The sequence below is a fragment of the Nocardia sp. NPDC003693 genome (genome assembly GCF_053981095.1).
Genome location: NZ_JBSFNO010000012.1, coordinates 117674 through 132563 on the forward strand (window position 1 = coordinate 117674; position 14890 = coordinate 132563).

At 68.5% G+C, this 14890-nt stretch carries 17 protein-coding genes; 6 read left to right on the forward strand and 11 right to left on the reverse strand.

Going from position 1 to position 14890, the window contains the following annotated elements; all coding sequences use genetic code 11:
* Positions 1-81: 81 nt before the first annotated feature.
* Positions 82-1560, reverse strand: coding sequence for a 30S ribosomal protein S1 (rpsA, locus tag ACWDOP_RS15995; RefSeq protein WP_454203808.1), 1479 nt, complete (start codon positions 1558-1560; stop codon positions 82-84).
* Between the two features lie 305 nt (positions 1561-1865).
* On the opposite strand from rpsA, the gene ACWDOP_RS16000 reads away from it, so the two are divergent.
* Positions 1866-2738 (forward strand): class I SAM-dependent methyltransferase, encoded by an 873-nt coding sequence (locus ACWDOP_RS16000; protein ID WP_456345680.1) that lies wholly within the window; start codon positions 1866-1868, stop codon positions 2736-2738.
* A 19-nt stretch (positions 2739-2757) separates the two neighbouring features.
* Here the strand turns inward: ACWDOP_RS16000 and ACWDOP_RS16005 are convergent, their stop codons facing one another.
* From ACWDOP_RS16005 to ACWDOP_RS16020, 4 genes are all read right to left on the reverse strand, one after another.
* Entirely contained in the window at positions 2758-3345 is a 588-nt protein-coding gene (locus tag ACWDOP_RS16005; RefSeq protein WP_456345681.1) for a hypothetical protein, read from the reverse strand.
* 141 nt (positions 3346-3486) lie between these two features.
* Entirely contained in the window at positions 3487-3651 is a 165-nt protein-coding gene (locus ACWDOP_RS16010; protein WP_354987797.1) for a hypothetical protein, read from the reverse strand.
* Entirely contained in the window at positions 3651-4535 is an 885-nt protein-coding gene (locus ACWDOP_RS16015; protein ID WP_456345682.1) for an SPFH domain-containing protein, read from the reverse strand. The genes ACWDOP_RS16010 and ACWDOP_RS16015 overlap by 1 nt, the downstream gene beginning before the upstream one ends.
* A 234-nt stretch (positions 4536-4769) precedes the next feature.
* Complete coding sequence (locus tag ACWDOP_RS16020) at positions 4770-6140, reverse strand: FAD-binding oxidoreductase (RefSeq protein ID WP_456345683.1); 1371 nt, start codon at positions 6138-6140, stop codon at positions 4770-4772.
* 71 nt (positions 6141-6211) lie between these two features.
* On the opposite strand from ACWDOP_RS16020, the gene ACWDOP_RS16025 reads away from it, so the two are divergent.
* Positions 6212-7141 (forward strand): LysR family transcriptional regulator, encoded by a 930-nt coding sequence (locus tag ACWDOP_RS16025; RefSeq protein WP_456345684.1) that lies wholly within the window; start codon positions 6212-6214, stop codon positions 7139-7141.
* Here the strand turns inward: ACWDOP_RS16025 and ACWDOP_RS16030 are convergent.
* A complete protein-coding gene (locus tag ACWDOP_RS16030) occupies positions 7125-7589 on the reverse strand; it encodes a DUF4383 domain-containing protein (RefSeq protein WP_456345685.1) in 465 nt (154 codons plus the stop codon). The genes ACWDOP_RS16025 and ACWDOP_RS16030 overlap by 17 nt on opposite strands.
* A 171-nt stretch (positions 7590-7760) precedes the next feature.
* Between ACWDOP_RS16030 and ACWDOP_RS16035 the strand changes: the two genes are divergently transcribed.
* Entirely contained in the window at positions 7761-8192 is a 432-nt protein-coding gene (locus ACWDOP_RS16035; protein ID WP_456345686.1) for a helix-turn-helix domain-containing protein, read from the forward strand.
* Positions 8189-9070 carry an alpha/beta fold hydrolase gene (locus ACWDOP_RS16040; RefSeq protein WP_456345687.1) on the forward strand — a complete coding sequence of 294 codons (882 nt, stop codon included), beginning with the start codon at positions 8189-8191 and terminating at the stop codon, positions 9068-9070. The genes ACWDOP_RS16035 and ACWDOP_RS16040 overlap by 4 nt, the downstream gene beginning before the upstream one ends.
* Positions 9071-9219: 149 nt before the next feature.
* Here the strand turns inward: ACWDOP_RS16040 and ACWDOP_RS16045 are convergent, their stop codons facing one another.
* The 4 genes from ACWDOP_RS16045 to ACWDOP_RS16060 all read right to left on the reverse strand — a co-directional run bounded on the left by ACWDOP_RS16045 (position 9220) and on the right by ACWDOP_RS16060 (position 13150).
* Positions 9220-9972: an amino acid ABC transporter ATP-binding protein gene (locus ACWDOP_RS16045; RefSeq protein WP_456345747.1), complete on the reverse strand. Its 753-nt coding sequence runs from the start codon at positions 9970-9972 to the stop codon at positions 9220-9222.
* A 50-nt stretch (positions 9973-10022) separates the two neighbouring features.
* Positions 10023-10994 (reverse strand): amino acid ABC transporter permease, encoded by a 972-nt coding sequence (locus tag ACWDOP_RS16050; RefSeq protein WP_456345688.1) that lies wholly within the window; start codon positions 10992-10994, stop codon positions 10023-10025.
* A gap of 9 nt (positions 10995-11003) precedes the next feature.
* A complete protein-coding gene (locus ACWDOP_RS16055; RefSeq protein ID WP_456345689.1) occupies positions 11004-11909 on the reverse strand; it encodes an ABC transporter substrate-binding protein in 906 nt (301 codons plus the stop codon).
* 152 nt (positions 11910-12061) lie between these two features.
* Positions 12062-13150, reverse strand: coding sequence for an isocitrate/isopropylmalate dehydrogenase family protein (locus tag ACWDOP_RS16060; protein WP_456345690.1), 1089 nt, complete (start codon positions 13148-13150; stop codon positions 12062-12064).
* A 129-nt stretch (positions 13151-13279) separates the two neighbouring features.
* Here ACWDOP_RS16060 and trxA point away from each other — a divergent pair, with 129 nt between their 5' ends.
* Entirely contained in the window at positions 13280-13651 is a 372-nt protein-coding gene (trxA, locus tag ACWDOP_RS16065; protein WP_454203796.1) for a thioredoxin, read from the forward strand.
* A gap of 127 nt (positions 13652-13778) precedes the next feature.
* On the opposite strand, the gene ACWDOP_RS16070 is transcribed toward trxA, so the two are convergent.
* Entirely contained in the window at positions 13779-14201 is a 423-nt protein-coding gene (locus ACWDOP_RS16070; protein ID WP_456345691.1) for a 2-keto-3-deoxygluconate kinase, read from the reverse strand.
* A gap of 424 nt (positions 14202-14625) precedes the next feature.
* Here ACWDOP_RS16070 and ACWDOP_RS16075 point away from each other — a divergent pair, with 424 nt between their 5' ends.
* Positions 14626-14886 carry a hypothetical protein gene (locus ACWDOP_RS16075; RefSeq protein ID WP_456345692.1) on the forward strand — a complete coding sequence of 87 codons (261 nt, stop codon included), beginning with the start codon at positions 14626-14628 and terminating at the stop codon, positions 14884-14886.
* Positions 14887-14890: the final 4 nt, after the last annotated feature.

Consider the following 14890-nt stretch of genomic DNA (forward strand, 5'->3'; position numbering starts at 1 on the left):
GAACCCGCACAATACGAAACCCCCGGATCCTGACGGACCCGGGGGTTTCGGTGTAGCTTATCGCGCTACCGCGTCAGCGAATCAGGCGTTGCCCGACAGCTTCTCACGGAGGGCGGCCAGCTGCGCGTCGCTCGCCAGCGAGCCACCGGCGGACTCGGTGGAGGACGAAGACGACGAGGAGGACGCGGCCTGCGAGCCACTCTCGGAGGAGTAGTTCGAGGAACCGCCGTTGGCGGCCTCGGCGGCAGCGTCAGCGGCCATCTTCTCCATCTGAGCGGTGTGCATCTTGTGGCGACGCTCGGCCTCGGCGTAACGGCCTTCCCACTCCTCGCGGACCTTGTCCGAGCCCTCGAGCCATTCGTTGGTCTCGGGATCGAAGCCCTCGGGGAAGATGTAGTTGCCCTGGTCGTCGTAGCTGTCGGCCATGCCGTACTTCGACGGGTCGAACTCGGCGTTGTAGTCCTCGTTCGCCTGCTTCAGCGACAGCGAGATCCGGCGACGCTCGAGGTCGATGTCGATGACCTTGACCATGGCGTCGTCGCCGACGGCGACAACCTGGTCCGGGACCTCGACGTGGCGCTCGGCCAGCTCGGAGATGTGCACCAGGCCCTCGATGCCCTCTTCGACGCGCACGAAGGCGCCGAACGGAACGAGCTTGGTGACCTTGCCCGGGACGATCTGGCCGATCGCGTGGGTGCGGGCGAACTGACGCCACGGGTCTTCCTGGGTCGCCTTGAGCGACAGGGAGACGCGCTCGCGGTCGAGATCGACGTCGAGAACCTCGACGGTGACCTCGTTGCCGACCTCGACAACCTCGGACGGGTGATCGATGTGCTTCCAGGACAGCTCGGAGACGTGCACCAGGCCGTCGACGCCACCCAGGTCCACGAAGGCACCGAAGTTGACGATGGAGGACACGACGCCCTTGCGGACCTGGCCCTTCTGGAGCTGGTGCAGGAACTCGCTGCGGACCTCGGACTGGGTCTGCTCGAGCCAGGCGCGACGCGACAGGACCACGTTGTTGCGGTTCTTGTCGAGCTCGATGATCTTGGCCTCGATCTCCTTGCCGACGTACGGCTGGAGGTCGCGGACGCGGCGCATCTCGACGAGCGAGGCGGGGAGGAAGCCGCGGAGGCCGATGTCCAGGATCAGACCACCCTTGACGACCTCGATGACGGTGCCCTTGACGGCCTCGTCCTTCTCCTTGAGCTCCTCGATCGTGCCCCAGGCGCGCTCGTACTGAGCCCGCTTCTTCGACAGGATCAGGCGGCCTTCCTTGTCCTCCTTGGTGAGAACGAGGGCCTCGACCTCATCGCCCACGGAAACGACCTCGGAAGGGTCGACATCGTGCTTGATGGAGAGTTCGCGGGAAGGGATGACGCCTTCGGTCTTGTAACCGATGTCGAGAAGAACCTCGTCACGGTCGACCTTGACGATGGTGCCTTCGACGATATCGCCGTCGTTGAAGTACTTGATCGTCTTGTCGATAGCGGCGAGGAAGTCCTCGGCAGAGCCAATGTCGTTGATGGCTACCTGCGGCGAGGTCACGGTGGTGGGCATGTGTTGGGAGGCTCCGGACGGATTGTGGTCGGTAGTGGACATGTGGGCTTTCGGTATTGCTGCGAACACACAGCGATGGAACTACGTTGGTCATGCGACAGCACATCGCTGTGGCGGAGCACAACGCTGCCAGAAGCATGCGGACTCACAGCACGAACGTCTGCTCTGCTCGATCGCCCCGTGAAGTTCCGATCCGGACCCCCTGGAGGAACGAGTACAGAAGACACTCGCGGAAAACAGCGTACGCGACTGTCGTTGTACCAAGCAAACACGGGTGCCGCAACGCGAGTCGATAGAGTGCGGCCATGGCCGAAGATCACCCCGATTCCCCCGACGATACCCGGCACGCCGAGGCGAACGCACTGCTCGGCACCGTGGGCGTGGCCCGCGCCAAGGTCGACTCGGCCGTCAGCGAGCGCGCGAACCGGCGCTGGTGGGACGCGGACGCGGCGGCCTATCACGAGACGCACGCCGATTTCCTGGGCGTCGACTCCCCCGCCGGCGAATTCGTCTGGTGCCCCGAGGGTTTGCACGAGGGCGATTGGCGGCTGCTCGGGGACGTCGTGGACAAGACGATCCTCGAGATCGGGTGCGGTTCGGCGCCGTGTTCGCGCTGGCTCGCCGCGCACGGCGCGCGGCCGGTGGGCCTGGACATCTCGCGCAGCATGCTCGACCGCGGCGTGGCGGCCATGGCGGCAGGCGGGCCGCGCGTCCCGCTGGTGCAGGCGGGCGCCGAAGCGCTCCCCTTCGCCGACGCCGCCTTCGATCTGGCGTGCTCGGCCTTCGGCGCGGTCCCCTTCGTGGCCGATTCGGCGCAGGTGATGCGCGAGGTCGCCCGGGTCCTGCGCCCCGGCGGCCGGTGGGTGTTCTCGGTGAATCACCCCATGCGCTGGATCTTTCCGGACGATCCGGGCCCCGAGGGCCTGCGCGCCACGATCCCGTATTTCGACCGCACGCCCTACGTGGAACACGACGCCGACGGCGAGGCGACCTACGTCGAGCACCACCGCACGGTGGGCGACAGAGTTCGCGAGATAGTTGCCGCGGGCCTGACCCTGGTGGACATCATCGAGCCCGACTGGCCGGAGTGGCTGGACCGCGAATGGGGCCAGTGGAGTCCGCTGCGCGGCGAGATCTTCCCGGGCACAGCCATTTTCGTCACCGAGAAGCCCGCCTGACGCGCTCGGACGCCGCGGTTCAGCCGCGGAACGGCGGCAGGGCGGCGAAGGCCGGGTCGAGGCGGATCGTGGGCACCGTCCGCGTCAGCCACGCCCGGACCCGGCTCAGCGGATGGTCCGGGAAGTCGGCGTCGAATTCGGCGGCGTCGGCGCGGTTGTACGGGAGGTCGCCGCGTACCTCGGGCGCGTAGGGGTGCGGCGGGTACATGGACTCGAATCCCAGCCTGGCCATGGTCATCGCCTCCCGCATGCCGGTGATGCCGGTCTCCTCGCAGAAGAGCATGAGCACGGCGCTGCACCGATCCTTGGGCACCACGATCGACGCGGCGAAGACCAGCCCGGTCGGCTGGTCGCGACGCCGCATCTTCTCGATGCGCAGCAGCGCGGGCTGCCCGTCCACGCCGATGACCCAGGCTTCGATGAGCCCGCCGGTGGACGCGTGGATCGCGGTCAGCCGGGCGCGCAGGGTCTCGACGTCCTCCAGCGACGCGGGTAGGTCGGGCGGCAGATCGAAGTACTGCACCCCCGCCATGTCGCCGGTGCCGGGATCGACCCAGCGGGTGGCGTCCGCCTGCTGAAAACCGCCTGTATCGAACGAGATTGGCACCCGGTCACCCTAAACGCCCGATGCCGGGAACGCCGGATCGTCGTCCTGGTTCGCCGGCCGCGGGACACGGCGGGAAGCGCTCGCCGGCACGTCGAACGCCCGCGACGCGGGGTCGCGGGCGTTCGACGAACAGCGGTGGAACTACGGGGATTTGGGATCGCGGCCGGCCTGTTTGAGGGCCAGGCGCAGGGCGTACTCGATCTGGGCGTTGATGCTGCGCAGGTCGTCGGCGGCCCACTTGGCCACGGCTTCGTGAACGGCCGGGTCGAGCCGGAGCAGCACCTTTTTCGGCTCGCGCTTGACCATTACGAGTAGAGGGAGCCGGTGTTCACGACGGGCTGGGCGGGGCGGTCACCACAGAGCACGACCAGCAGGTTGGAGACCATGGTGGCTTTGCGCTCCTCATCGAGTTCGACCATGCCCTGTGCCGCGAGACGCTCGAGGGCCATGCCGACCATACCGACAGCGCCCTCGACGATGCGGCTGCGGGCCGCCACGACCTGGGATGCCTGCTGGCGCACCAGCATCGCCTGCGCGATCTCGGGCGCGTACGCGAGGTGGGTGATGCGGGCCTCGAGCACCTCGATGCCGGCCAGATCGGTGCGCTCGCGCAGCTCGGTGGTGAGCTCCTCGGCGATCTCGGCGCCGTCGCGCAGGCTGGTGCGGGCGTCGTCGTGCGCGTCGTACGGGTGGATGGTGGCCAGGTGCCGGACCGCGGCCTCGGACTGGGTCTCCACGTACTGCTCGTAGTCGTCGACCGAGAAGGCGGCCTTGAAGCTGTCGACCACGCGGTACACCACGACCGCGCCGATCTCGACCGGGTTGCCGTCGGCGTCGTTGACCTTCAGCTTCTGGGTCTCGAAGTTCCGCACGCGCAACGAGATTCGGCGCCGATCGGTCAGCGGCACCACCCAGAAGAAGCCGGGATCGCTGACCGAGCCGATGTAGCGGCCGAAGAACTGGATGACGCGGGCCTCGTTCGGGTTGACCACCAGCAGCCCGGACAGGCCGAGCACGGCCAGCGTCGCGATGGTGAAGCCGAGAACGGCGCCCGCGACCCAGCCCGCGCCGCCGCCGTCACCCGCGGCCGCCAGGCAGGCCACCGCCGCCACGATGGTCACGACGATGACCGCGACCAGGAGCAAAAGGAAGAGGAAACCGTTCCGCCGGAATGCCGGACGTAGCTCCATGTCTGTGCCCTCCAAATATCGAAGTGATATCACGACGATAGCGCGGATCGGCGGGGTTGCCAAGCGACATGATCGACCGGGTTCGCCCTCTCACCTCGGCGCACGTGCGGACGCGAACGCGGGCCGGGGCAACGGCCGTGCCATAGACCCACCTTCGACAGGCCGGCACTACATGCGTAGATGCGCATATAGACGTCTCGCGATTGCCGGAGCGCGCGACCGCACGGCGGCGATTCAGCGCGGGCGAATGTTGCGGTTGGCCCGAAAGAGGTTGCGGGGGTCGTGGTTCGACTTCATGCCCGCCAGGCGGTCGTAGGTGGCGGGGGCGTACCCCGCCCGGGTCTGCGCCTCACCGGCGTCCGCGCCGCCGCCGTACAGGAAGTTGAGATGGTGCCCGATCGTCCAGGGGGACAACGCTTCCCGGATGTCGGCGAGGCGATCACGGGTCTCGTGCCCGGCGTCGCCGTCCGGCATGGCGATGACGCGGGCCACGTAGTCGGCGTCGCGGTGATCGACCGCGACGCCGGCGGGCCCCGGACGCCGCAGCGCGCCGCCCAGGTGCCGCAGGCCCGCCACCACCGGGCTGCCCGAGCGCGGGCCGGTGTGCTCGAGGAAGGTGTCGGTGGCCTCGGCGGGCAGTTCACGCAGTAGCGCGTTGGTGGCGGTGTAGGCGTGCGGGAAGTCCGGATCACGGTAGATGGCATGGGATTCGGTGTAGGGCATGACCCGCAGGTCGTCCGCGAGCCGAGGTCCGATCGCCCGCAGCGGGGCGACCAGTCGCTCGCCTTCCTCACGACCCCCGGTGTACGCGATGTTGATCGTCGCGGTGTAGCGCCCGCGCAGCGGCTCGGGCACCCCGGGATGATCCGGAACGGTGAGCACGGTGACGGCCGAGGTCAGCTCGTCGGGCAGGTCCGCGGTCCACAGTCGCCAGCCCTCGAGCGCGGGTTCGACCAGGCGCGTATCGAACTGGAGCTGACCGCCGTACACCGCGGTGACGGGCAGGAGTTCGAGTTCGAGGGCGGTGACGACGCCGAAGTTGCCGCCGGTGCCCAGCACCGCGCCGAAGAGCTCGTCCCCCGGTGCCAGCCGGCGCGGGCGGCCGTCCGCGGTGACGATCTCGATGGCGCGCACATGGTCTGCGGCGTAACCGAATTCGCGGGCAAGCAGTCCCAGTCCGCCGCCGAGGGTGTAGCCCACCACGCCCACCGAGAGCGAGGATCCGTTGAGCGGGGCGAGCCCGTGCGCGGCCGCGGCCTCGACGAGCGCCCCGGCGCGCACCCCCGCGCCGACGCGGGCGATCCGGGTGACGGGATCGACGCGGATATCTGTCATGCGCCGCGTCGAGATCAGCACTCCGCCGGACAGCGGCGCCGACAGGCCGTGGCCGGTGGCCTGCACCGCGATCGGCAGCTCGCGCAGGGCGGCGTATTCCACCGCCGCGCGCACGTCCTCGGCGTGCAGCGCACCCACGACCACCCCCGGCCGATGCGTGTAAGCGGTTTGGAATCCGGCGATCTCGTCGTCGTAGCCCGCGTCGCCGGGGCGGAACACCGGGCCGGTCACGTCGGGCAGATCGGTTGTGGAACGCGTTGTCTGTGCCATGTCTGCCAGCCTGCCGAGCCGCGTTCGATAACTCCAACAGATAGTTCTTCTCACTACTAGAATCTGATGTTATGGAACTGCGGCAGCTGCGCTACTTCGTCACGGTGGCCGAGGAAGCCAATTTCACCCGGGCCGCGGCCCGTCTGCACCTGTCGCAGCCTGGGCTGAGCGCGCAGATCCGGCAGCTGGAACGTGAACTGGGACAGCGGCTTCTGGACCGCTCGTCGCGCACCGTGACCGTGACGCCCGTCGGCGCGGCGGTACTCCCGCACGCCCGGGCCGCACTCGCCGCGGCCGAGCGGGTGAGCCATACCGTCGACGAGTTCACCGTATTGTTGCGGGGCCGCGTGCGGGTGGGGATGATCTCGGGCGCGGCCGACGGCGAGGTCGACATCGCGCGCGTGCTGTCGGAGTACCACCGCGATCATCCGCAGATCGCGATCACCCTGACCGAGGACACCTCCGAGACCATGTACGAGGCGCTGCGGCACGGCGCCCTCGACATCTGCCTGATCAGTCTCTCCGGCGCGGATTCCGATCCCGACATCGCATTGGAGACGGTGTACGAGTCCCCGATCGTCGCGGCGGTCGCGGCGACCGCGACCGGCTTCGGCGATCGCATCGGACTGGCAGAACTGTGCACCCATCCGCTGGTCTGCCTCCCCGCGGGCGCCGGGATTCGGGGTGTGCTGGAAAAGAGCTGTGCCGCAGCGGGTCTGGTTCCGAACGTGGCGTTCGAGGCGGCCGCTCCCCCGCTGCTCATGCGGCTGGCGTCCTACGATCTCGGTGTCGCGATCGTGCCGCCGATTCCCCCGGACGCCGCCGCGGCGCTCGGGGTGCGCCTGCTCGACATCGACCCGCCGATGCGCGGCCGCCTGGCCCTGGCCTGGAGTACCGCGCAGCCGCTGAGCCCGGCCGCGAAGGTGCTGCTCGGTCAGCTGCGCATCGCCGTGTCGGTCTGGAAGGACCCCGCGGCCATGTTCGTCAGCGCGCCGGAGTGAAGACCGCGCGCAGACCGCCGTCCAGCACCGCCTGCACGGCAACCAGGGCGAGCAGCAAGACGCCGGTCGCGATGTGTTGAACGGCGTCGGCGGTGTGGTTCGGGAAGCTGAAGACCAACACCCGATGGGAGAACAGCGCCCAGACGCCGACCCCGAAACCGCCGCCGAGCGCGGCGATGACGCAGTACCACGCGGACCAGTGCTTACGGGTGGCGGCCGCCAGCGCCGGCATGAACAGCAGCAGGCCGGCGACGGCGTGCCAGCCGTTGTAGTCCATGCCGAGCACCGGCGTGGCGGGTGCGTGCTCCCCGAGGGCGAAGCTCGGTTCGGCGATCCAGCCTGCGATGGCCCACACGATGTGCACCAGCCCGACGACGGCGGTAGCCCATTGCAGAAAGCTCCACCGGGACAGGGTGATTCGGAGTCGGTCGGAAGTGTGCGCAGCCATCGCCAATGCCCCCATCGCATTCGACACAATGTCTACTACATGTCGTAGTTGGATCTACTACACAGCGTAGCTGTCGAGCGGCATCACACGGAAGACTTCGGCAGAAACCTCCCTAAACTTCCCTAAACAACCTTATTGCGCATTCTCATAGGGCTGTTTACAGTCGTTCACATGAACGATCGTCTGTACTCGGTGGAGGAAGTCGCCGAACGACTCGGACTGCACGTGCGCACCGTGCGCGGCTATGTCCGCGATGGAAAGCTCACCGCCGTGCGGATCGGGAAGCAGTACCGCATCGCGCACGCGGATCTGGAGGCGTTCACCGGCCTGCCGGTGCCCGCCTCCCCGAGCGAGAGCGTCGCCCGGCGTCGGCACGCCGAAGCCTCGACGATCGTCGAGGTCGACGCCGTGGACCCGGCCACCGTCGATCGGGTGGCGGCGCTGCTCACCGGTGCGACGGGCAATCGCCGGCTCGGCGACGATCCCCTGCGCTTCCAGACCTTTCACGACCCCGAACGCGCCCGGCTCAAGATCATCATCGTGGGCGGTCTCGCCGATACCGCGCGACTGCTCGAATACCTGGAAGGAGTGCTCGTCCCATGAGCACGCGAAGCACCACCGACGCCGTCGCCCCCATCTACAAGTCCGCCGCCGGCGCGGCCGCCATCGCCGAGCGCTACCGGGAAGTGCTGCGCGAGTGGCCTATTCCCGCCGAACAGTTGCGGATACCCACCCGCGCGGGCGAGACCTTCGTGCTGGCCTCCGGCCCGGTGGACGCGCCCCCACTGGTGCTGCTGCACGGTTCGGGGGCGAACTCCTCGATGTGGCGCGGTGATGTCGCCGCCTGGGCGCGGGAGTTCCGCGTCTACTCGGTCGATCTGGTCGGCGAACCCGGCGGCAGCGCGCCCACCCGGCCGGTGCTGGCGTCCGAGGAAGTCGCGCTGTGGCTCGACGATGTGCTTGCGGGACTGGGTGTTTCGGAAACCTCGATGGTCGCCATCTCACTCGGTGGCTGGACGGCGCTCGACTACGCCATCCGCCGCCCCGGGCGCGTCACCCGGCTGGCCCTGCTGTGCCCCGGAGGCATCGGCAAGCAGCGCCTCGGCTTGATCGTGAAGATGGTGGTGGGCAGGATTTTCGGCCGTCACGACGTCCGCGCCTCGGCGGCCCTGGCCACCGGCCTGAGCGGAGCCGACCTGGACCCGATCCTCGACGACATCACGCTGACCTTCACCCACTTCAACCCCCGTACCGAGCGCCTTCCCGGCTTCACCGACGCCCAATTGCGCACTCTCGCAATGCCCGTGCTCGCCATCGTGGGCGATCGCGATGCCATGCTCGACTCCGCAGCGACCGCCCGTCGCCTGCGGTCGGCGGTCCCGCACGCCACCGTCGAGGTCCTGCCCGGGGTCGGCCACGCCATCTTCGGCCGGACCGGCCGCATCCTCGAATTCCTGCGCGCGGACGCTCCGCCCGCCTGAATCCGCGCGGACACCGGCCACCGCCGCCGAAACACTCCCACCAGACCGATGGACCCTCATCGCCCCTCGGCCCCGCACACGAATCCGCCCGCCTGGTCATTCAGGCGGGCGGATTCAGCCGTGCGGCAATATATTTTGCCAGCGGCAGGTCAGAGAATCCGGGACAGGAACGTCTTGGTCCGGTCGTGCTGCGGATTGGCGAGCAGCTCGCGCGGATCACCCGCCTCCACGACCACGCCGCCGTCCATGAACGCCAGCTGATCGGCCACCTCGCGGGCGAAGCCCATTTCGTGCGTCACGACCACCATCGTCATGCCCGAGGCGGCGAGTTCGCGCATGACGCCGAGCACCTCGCCGACGAGTTCCGGATCCAGCGCCGAGGTGGGCTCGTCGAACAGCATCAGCTTGGGATCCATGGCCAGCGCCCGGGCGATCGCCACCCGCTGCTGCTGCCCGCCGGACAGCTGCGCCGGATACGAATCGGCCTTGTCCGCCAGGCCGACTCGGGCCAGCAGCTCCTTCGCGCGCGTGATCGCGTCGGCCTTGCGCACCTTCTTCACCCGGGTCGGCGCCTCGATGATGTTCTCGAGGACGGTCCGGTGCGGGAACAGGTTGAAGTGCTGGAACACCATGCCGATGTCGCGGCGCTGGCGGGCGGCCTCGCGCGGATGCAGCTCGTAGAGCTTGTCGCCCTTCTCGCGGTAGCCCACGAGTTCGCCGTCCACGTACAGCCTGCCGGCGTTCACCTGCTCCAGGTGATTGATGCAGCGCAGGAAGGTGGACTTGCCCGAGCCGGATGGGCCGATCAGGCACAGCACCTCACCGCGCTTCACCTCCAGCGAGATGCCCTTGAGCACCTGCAGCGTGCCGAAGCTCTTGCACACCCGATCCGCGCGCACCATCGGCGTGGCCGCGGCGACCGGATCCTGATCGAGGCTCTTCTTCTCGAGGCTCACTGACCCTCCACCCCCGAACGCTGCATGGAAGCCAAGGCCCGCAACTGTTTCGCGGTCATCTTGCGCGAGGATCCGCGCGAGTAGTACCGCTCCAGGTAGAACTGGCCCACCATCAGCACGCTGGTGATGGCCAGGTACCAGGTGGCAGCGACCAGCAGCAGCGGGATCGGCTGGAAGTTGATGCCGTAGATGTCGCGCGCCCGCCCGTACAGGTCGGTGGTGAGCGGAATGGCGGTGACCAGCGAGGTGGTCTTGAGCATGGAGATCAGCTCGTTGCCGGTCGGCGGGATGATCACGCGCATGGCCTGCGGCAGCACCGTGCGGGTCATGGTCTGCGACCACGACATGCCCAGGGCGGTCGACGCCTCGCGCTGCCCGTCACCCACCGAACCGATTCCGGCGCGGACGATTTCGGCCATGTAGGCGGCCTCGTTGAGACCCAGGCCGATGACCGCGAACACGAACGGCGCCGAGAAGTCCTGCACGTTCCAGTTCGCCAGCGTCGGGCCGAACGGCACGCCGAGGGTGATGGTCTTGTACAGCGACGGGAACAGACCCCAGAACACCAGCTGCACGTACACCGGCGTGCCGCGGAAGATCCACAGGTACACCCACGCCACCGAGCGCAGCACCGGATTCGGCGACAGCCGCATGACCGCGAGCAGCACGCCCAGCACCACGCCGATCGCCATGGCCAGCACGGTGAGCTCGAGGGTGACCAGCGCGCCGGAGGCGATCTTGCTGTCGCGCAGGTACAACCGGTACGTGTCCCAGTGGTAGGCCGGGTTGGTCGCGGCCCCGTAGAGGAACAGCCCCAGCAGCACCAGGATGATCGCGGCCGCGAGCCACCGGCCCGGCCGACGCAGCGGAATCGCTTTGATCGGCTCGGGTTCGGTGGATGTCACGGTCGCGGCGGTGGAATCGGGCCCCGGAGCCGAAGCGGCGGGGTCCTTCTCGTCCTGCGACATGGCCGGCGATCAGCCCTGTGCGCCGTTGATGACCGACTTGGTGATCGCGCCCTCCTGGACGCCCCAGTTCTCGGTGATCGAGCGGTACTGGCCGTTGTCCATGAGGTACTGGACGGCCTCCTGCAGCACGGGCGCGAGCGCCGAACCCTTCTTGACCGGCCAGCCGTACGGCGCGGCGTCGAAGAGCGGGCCGGCGGACTCGATGCTGTCCTGCGCCTGCTTGATGGCGTACGCGGTCACCGGGGAGTCGGCGGACATGGCGTCGACCTGGCCGTTCACCAGCGCGGTGGCCGCGGCGCTCTGCTCGTCGTAGGCGACCTTGGTGATCTCGGGCTTGCCGGCGGCGACGCACGCCGCGCTCTTGGCCGGGATCTCGTCGGTGTCCTGAATGGTGGTGCGCTGCACCGCGACCCGCTTGCCGCAGGCGTTGTTCGGGTCGACCGGCTTGCCCTTGCGCTGAGCCCACTGGCTGCCCGCGTTGAAGTAGGTGACGAAGTCGGCGGTCTTCTCGCGCTCGGCGTTGTCGGTCATCGAGGACATGCCGAGGTTGTAGGTCCCGGCCTCGATGGCCGGGATGATCTTCTCGAAGTCCGATTCCTTGTAGTCCACGGTCAGGCCGAGAACCTTGGCGACCGCGTCGACCAGGTCGACGTCGAAGCCGATGATCTTGCCCGAGTTGGGATCCTTGTACTCGTTCGGCGCGTAGGGAATGTTCACGCCGACGATCAGCTTGCCCGAGCTCGCGATGTCCGCGGGCACCTTGGCGGCGATGGCGTCCACCTTGGCCACCTCGACCTTGGCCACCTCGGGCGAGTCGGTCTCGGTGGTGCTGGTACAGGCGGTCACTACGAGAGCGCCACCCGCTAGGACGCAGGCGGCCCGCAGGGCACGCCCGCGGAAATCGATACGAGACACAGCAGTCCTCCACAGTTCGGTCACGCGACAACCGGACGTCGCCCGCCGTTTGAAATGTAGGCGAGTCGTACATTTCGTGCGGGCCGGTAACCGAACATTAATCGGCGACACGCCGACAGGTGCTCGTTACACGACCGGTTCCGGCAGTGCGCTCACCAGCGATGCAGCCGGGCCCGCACCTGCTCGGTGAATTCGGTCGTTGATGCTAACCCACCCAAATCGGATGTTGCTACACCAGCCCGCAACGTATCGGCTACCGCATGTTCGATGCGTTCCGCCACCCGCTGCAGCGCGCTGTGCGCGGTGCGTGTCGCGAGCCAGCGCAGCAGCAGCGCGGCCGAGAGCTGCAGGGCCACCGGGTTGGCCCGGTTGCGACCGGCGATGGCCGGGGCCGCGCCGTGCACGGCCTGCGCCATGGCCTGCTCGTCGGAACAGTTCAGCGAGGGCGCCATGCCCAGCGAACCGCTCAGCTCCCCCGCCAGGTCGGACAGGATGTCGCCGAACATGTTCTCGGTGACGATGACGTCGTAGTCCTGCGGCGCGCGCACCAGATGCGCCGCTGCGGCGTCCACGTGCTCGTCCCCGACCTCGAGGTCGGGGAACTCCGCCGCCGCGATCTCGTAGCACACGTCCCGGAACAGTCCCATGGACATGGGCAGCACGTTGGCCTTGTGCACGATGGTGACGCGCTTGCCGCGGGCGGCCGCGTTCTCGAACGCGGCGCGCGCGATCCGCTCGATCGCCGCGCGGGTGAACAGGCCCACCGCCATCGCCACGTCCGGGGTCGGCTTGAACTCGCCGGACCCGGCGAACATGTTGCGGTCGGCGTAGAGCCCCTCGCTGTTCTCGCGCACGATCAGCAGATCCATCTGCGCCACCGTCGACCGCACGCCCTCGACGGTGCGCGAGGGCCGCAGGTTGCCGTACAGGCCGAAACGCTTGCGGACCGCGCCCGCGGGCGGCAGTCCCGTGCGGTAATCGGCTGCGTAGGAAGCGTTGTCGTGCGGGCCCATGATCCAGCCGGTGAGGCCGGCGAGCGCGGTGAGCGTCGGCTCGGGCACCGGGTCGCCGTACTCCTCGATGGCGGCGTGACCGATGAGCAGATGCACCCACTCGACGGGCGGCACCCCGACCACCGCCATCGCCTCGTCCACCACGTCCCGGGTGGCGCGCACCACCTCCGGGCCGATGCCGTCACCTTCGATCAACCCCAGCCGGAGCCGAGTCTCGCTGTCGCTCATGGCAGTCATCCTCGCGCAAACCGGGCGGCGGCCCGGAGGCGGCACGCGGTTGGCGGCTACCGTAATGGGTACAGGGAAGAGAACCGCATGGCCCGGTGTTGGACCGGGAAATCGACACGAGAGGACGCCATGGCCACCCAGACCCTGACCGAACAGAACTTCGACGAGACCGTCACCGGTAGCGACATCGTGCTCGTGGACTTCTGGGCCTCCTGGTGTGGCCCGTGCCGCGCCTTCGCCCCCACCTACGAGAAGTCGTCCGAGAAGCATCCCGACGTGGTTTTCGGCAAGGTCGACACCGAGGCCGAGCAGGGTCTCGCGGCGGCGGCGAACATTCGCTCGATCCCGACGATCATGGCCTTCCGCGAGGGCGTGCTGGTGTTCGCGCAGCCGGGCGCGCTGCCCGCCGAGGCCCTCGAGGACCTCATCGGCCAGGTGCAGGCGCTGGACATGGACGAGGTCCGCAAGCAGCTCGCCGAGCAGCAGCAGGCCGCCAAGTAGGTCCCGGGCGAGCGCGCCGCGCGCTCGCACCGCGTCAACTCGAAAAGACTGCGCCGCAACCGGAATCGGTTGCGGCGCAGTCTTTTACGTGTGTCCGGCGGGCCGCCCGCGGTGGCGGGCGGGGCCGTCAGCCGAGCGAGTTGATGCCCGCGATCATGGCGCGGACGGTCGATTCGGCGCTCTCGTCGGCGAGGGCGGCGCCCCAGCCGCGACGGCCGTTGAACTCGCACTGCACGAAGGTGGCGGTGCCCCGGCCGGTGCGGCGCTGGTGGAACTGCAGGATCTCGACCGGATAGCCCTCGTCGTACAGGGCAGAGGTCAGGGCGGCGACCGGGCTGCCGGTGGAGTGCACCGTGCGCAACCGGCCTTCGAATTCGAGGGTCGCGGAGAAGTCCGCGGCCCGGCGGTAGGTCCATTCGCCGAGCTTGATCGCGCCCGCGTCGCGGCAGTAGCGGTCGTTGAGCTCGTCGAGGGTCAGGCCGGTGCTCTCGGCCCGCAGGCTCGCGGGGGCAGCGGCATGGAACGTGGGGGTGTCAAAAGTAATTGTCATTGGACTAGGTCTTCCCGACTTCTTCCCAGAAATTGGCAGAGGGGACCAGCACAGAAAAGTTCAATCGGCCCGCAGCGAGGGACCGGTCCGAATCAGACCCCGCTACGGCGGAGAACTACGAGTACGCGCGTCACAGCCACCATCGCGGTAAGCGGAACAAGCGCGGCGGCGTCGCGGTCGGCGACGTTGCGCGCCGCGCTGCGGCTGTGGACGGGATTCGGCACGGCACCGAGCATAGGGGCAGATTTGCGCAATGGCAACCATATTCGTCATCGACCCGCGGGTAACTTCGTCGCAGGTCACCGACCCTGTGGTGCGCGCCATATCGCTCGCCTTCCCGATGCTCGGCAACCAGCTTTCCGGCCGCCGGCAACCGCGGCTGCGACAATGGGCGAACCCTGCCGGACGATCTTTCGAACCCTCCGTGAACGCCCCCCGCGGCATGTTCCGCCGCCGAGCCCAGGAGTACCGCCCCGATGACCGATCCGAAAGTCTCTGCCGGCTCACCGCGGACCTGCTGGATCGGCGATCGCCGTGGGCTACGGGGTTGTGTGAGGTCACCGCGCGGATCTGCACGGCGACCGCGGAGAGCTGCGAGCGGCTCGGCGAGCCGATCGCCGCGCGGACCTGCCGCGAGACCGCGGAGGTGGTGACGGTGCTGGCCGCACAGTTGGCGCGGCAGTGAGTAC

Excerpts from the sequence above, each read along its gene's own strand:
- rpsA (WP_454203808.1), bottom strand. The coding sequence starts at position 1,560 with ATGCCCACCACCGTGACCTCGCCGCAGGTAGCCATCAACGACATTGGC.
- ACWDOP_RS16000 (WP_456345680.1), top strand. The coding sequence starts at position 1,866 with ATGGCCGAAGATCACCCCGATTCCCCCGACGATACCCGGCACGCCGAG.
- ACWDOP_RS16010 (WP_354987797.1), bottom strand. The coding sequence starts at position 3,651 with ATGGTCAAGCGCGAGCCGAAAAAGGTGCTGCTCCGGCTCGACCCGGCC.
- ACWDOP_RS16015 (WP_456345682.1), bottom strand. The coding sequence starts at position 4,535 with ATGGAGCTACGTCCGGCATTCCGGCGGAACGGTTTCCTCTTCCTTTTG.
- ACWDOP_RS16020 (WP_456345683.1), bottom strand. The coding sequence starts at position 6,140 with ATGGCACAGACAACGCGTTCCACAACCGATCTGCCCGACGTGACCGGC.
- ACWDOP_RS16025 (WP_456345684.1), top strand. The coding sequence starts at position 6,212 with ATGGAACTGCGGCAGCTGCGCTACTTCGTCACGGTGGCCGAGGAAGCC.
- ACWDOP_RS16030 (WP_456345685.1), bottom strand. The coding sequence starts at position 7,589 with ATGGCTGCGCACACTTCCGACCGACTCCGAATCACCCTGTCCCGGTGG.
- ACWDOP_RS16035 (WP_456345686.1), top strand. The coding sequence starts at position 7,761 with ATGAACGATCGTCTGTACTCGGTGGAGGAAGTCGCCGAACGACTCGGA.
- ACWDOP_RS16040 (WP_456345687.1), top strand. The coding sequence starts at position 8,189 with ATGAGCACGCGAAGCACCACCGACGCCGTCGCCCCCATCTACAAGTCC.
- ACWDOP_RS16045 (WP_456345747.1), bottom strand. The coding sequence starts at position 9,972 with ATGGTGCGCGCGGATCGGGTGTGCAAGAGCTTCGGCACGCTGCAGGTG.
- ACWDOP_RS16050 (WP_456345688.1), bottom strand. The coding sequence starts at position 10,994 with ATGTCGCAGGACGAGAAGGACCCCGCCGCTTCGGCTCCGGGGCCCGAT.
- ACWDOP_RS16060 (WP_456345690.1), bottom strand. The coding sequence starts at position 13,150 with ATGAGCGACAGCGAGACTCGGCTCCGGCTGGGGTTGATCGAAGGTGAC.
- trxA (WP_454203796.1), top strand. The coding sequence starts at position 13,280 with ATGGCCACCCAGACCCTGACCGAACAGAACTTCGACGAGACCGTCACC.
- ACWDOP_RS16070 (WP_456345691.1), bottom strand. The coding sequence starts at position 14,201 with ATGACAATTACTTTTGACACCCCCACGTTCCATGCCGCTGCCCCCGCG.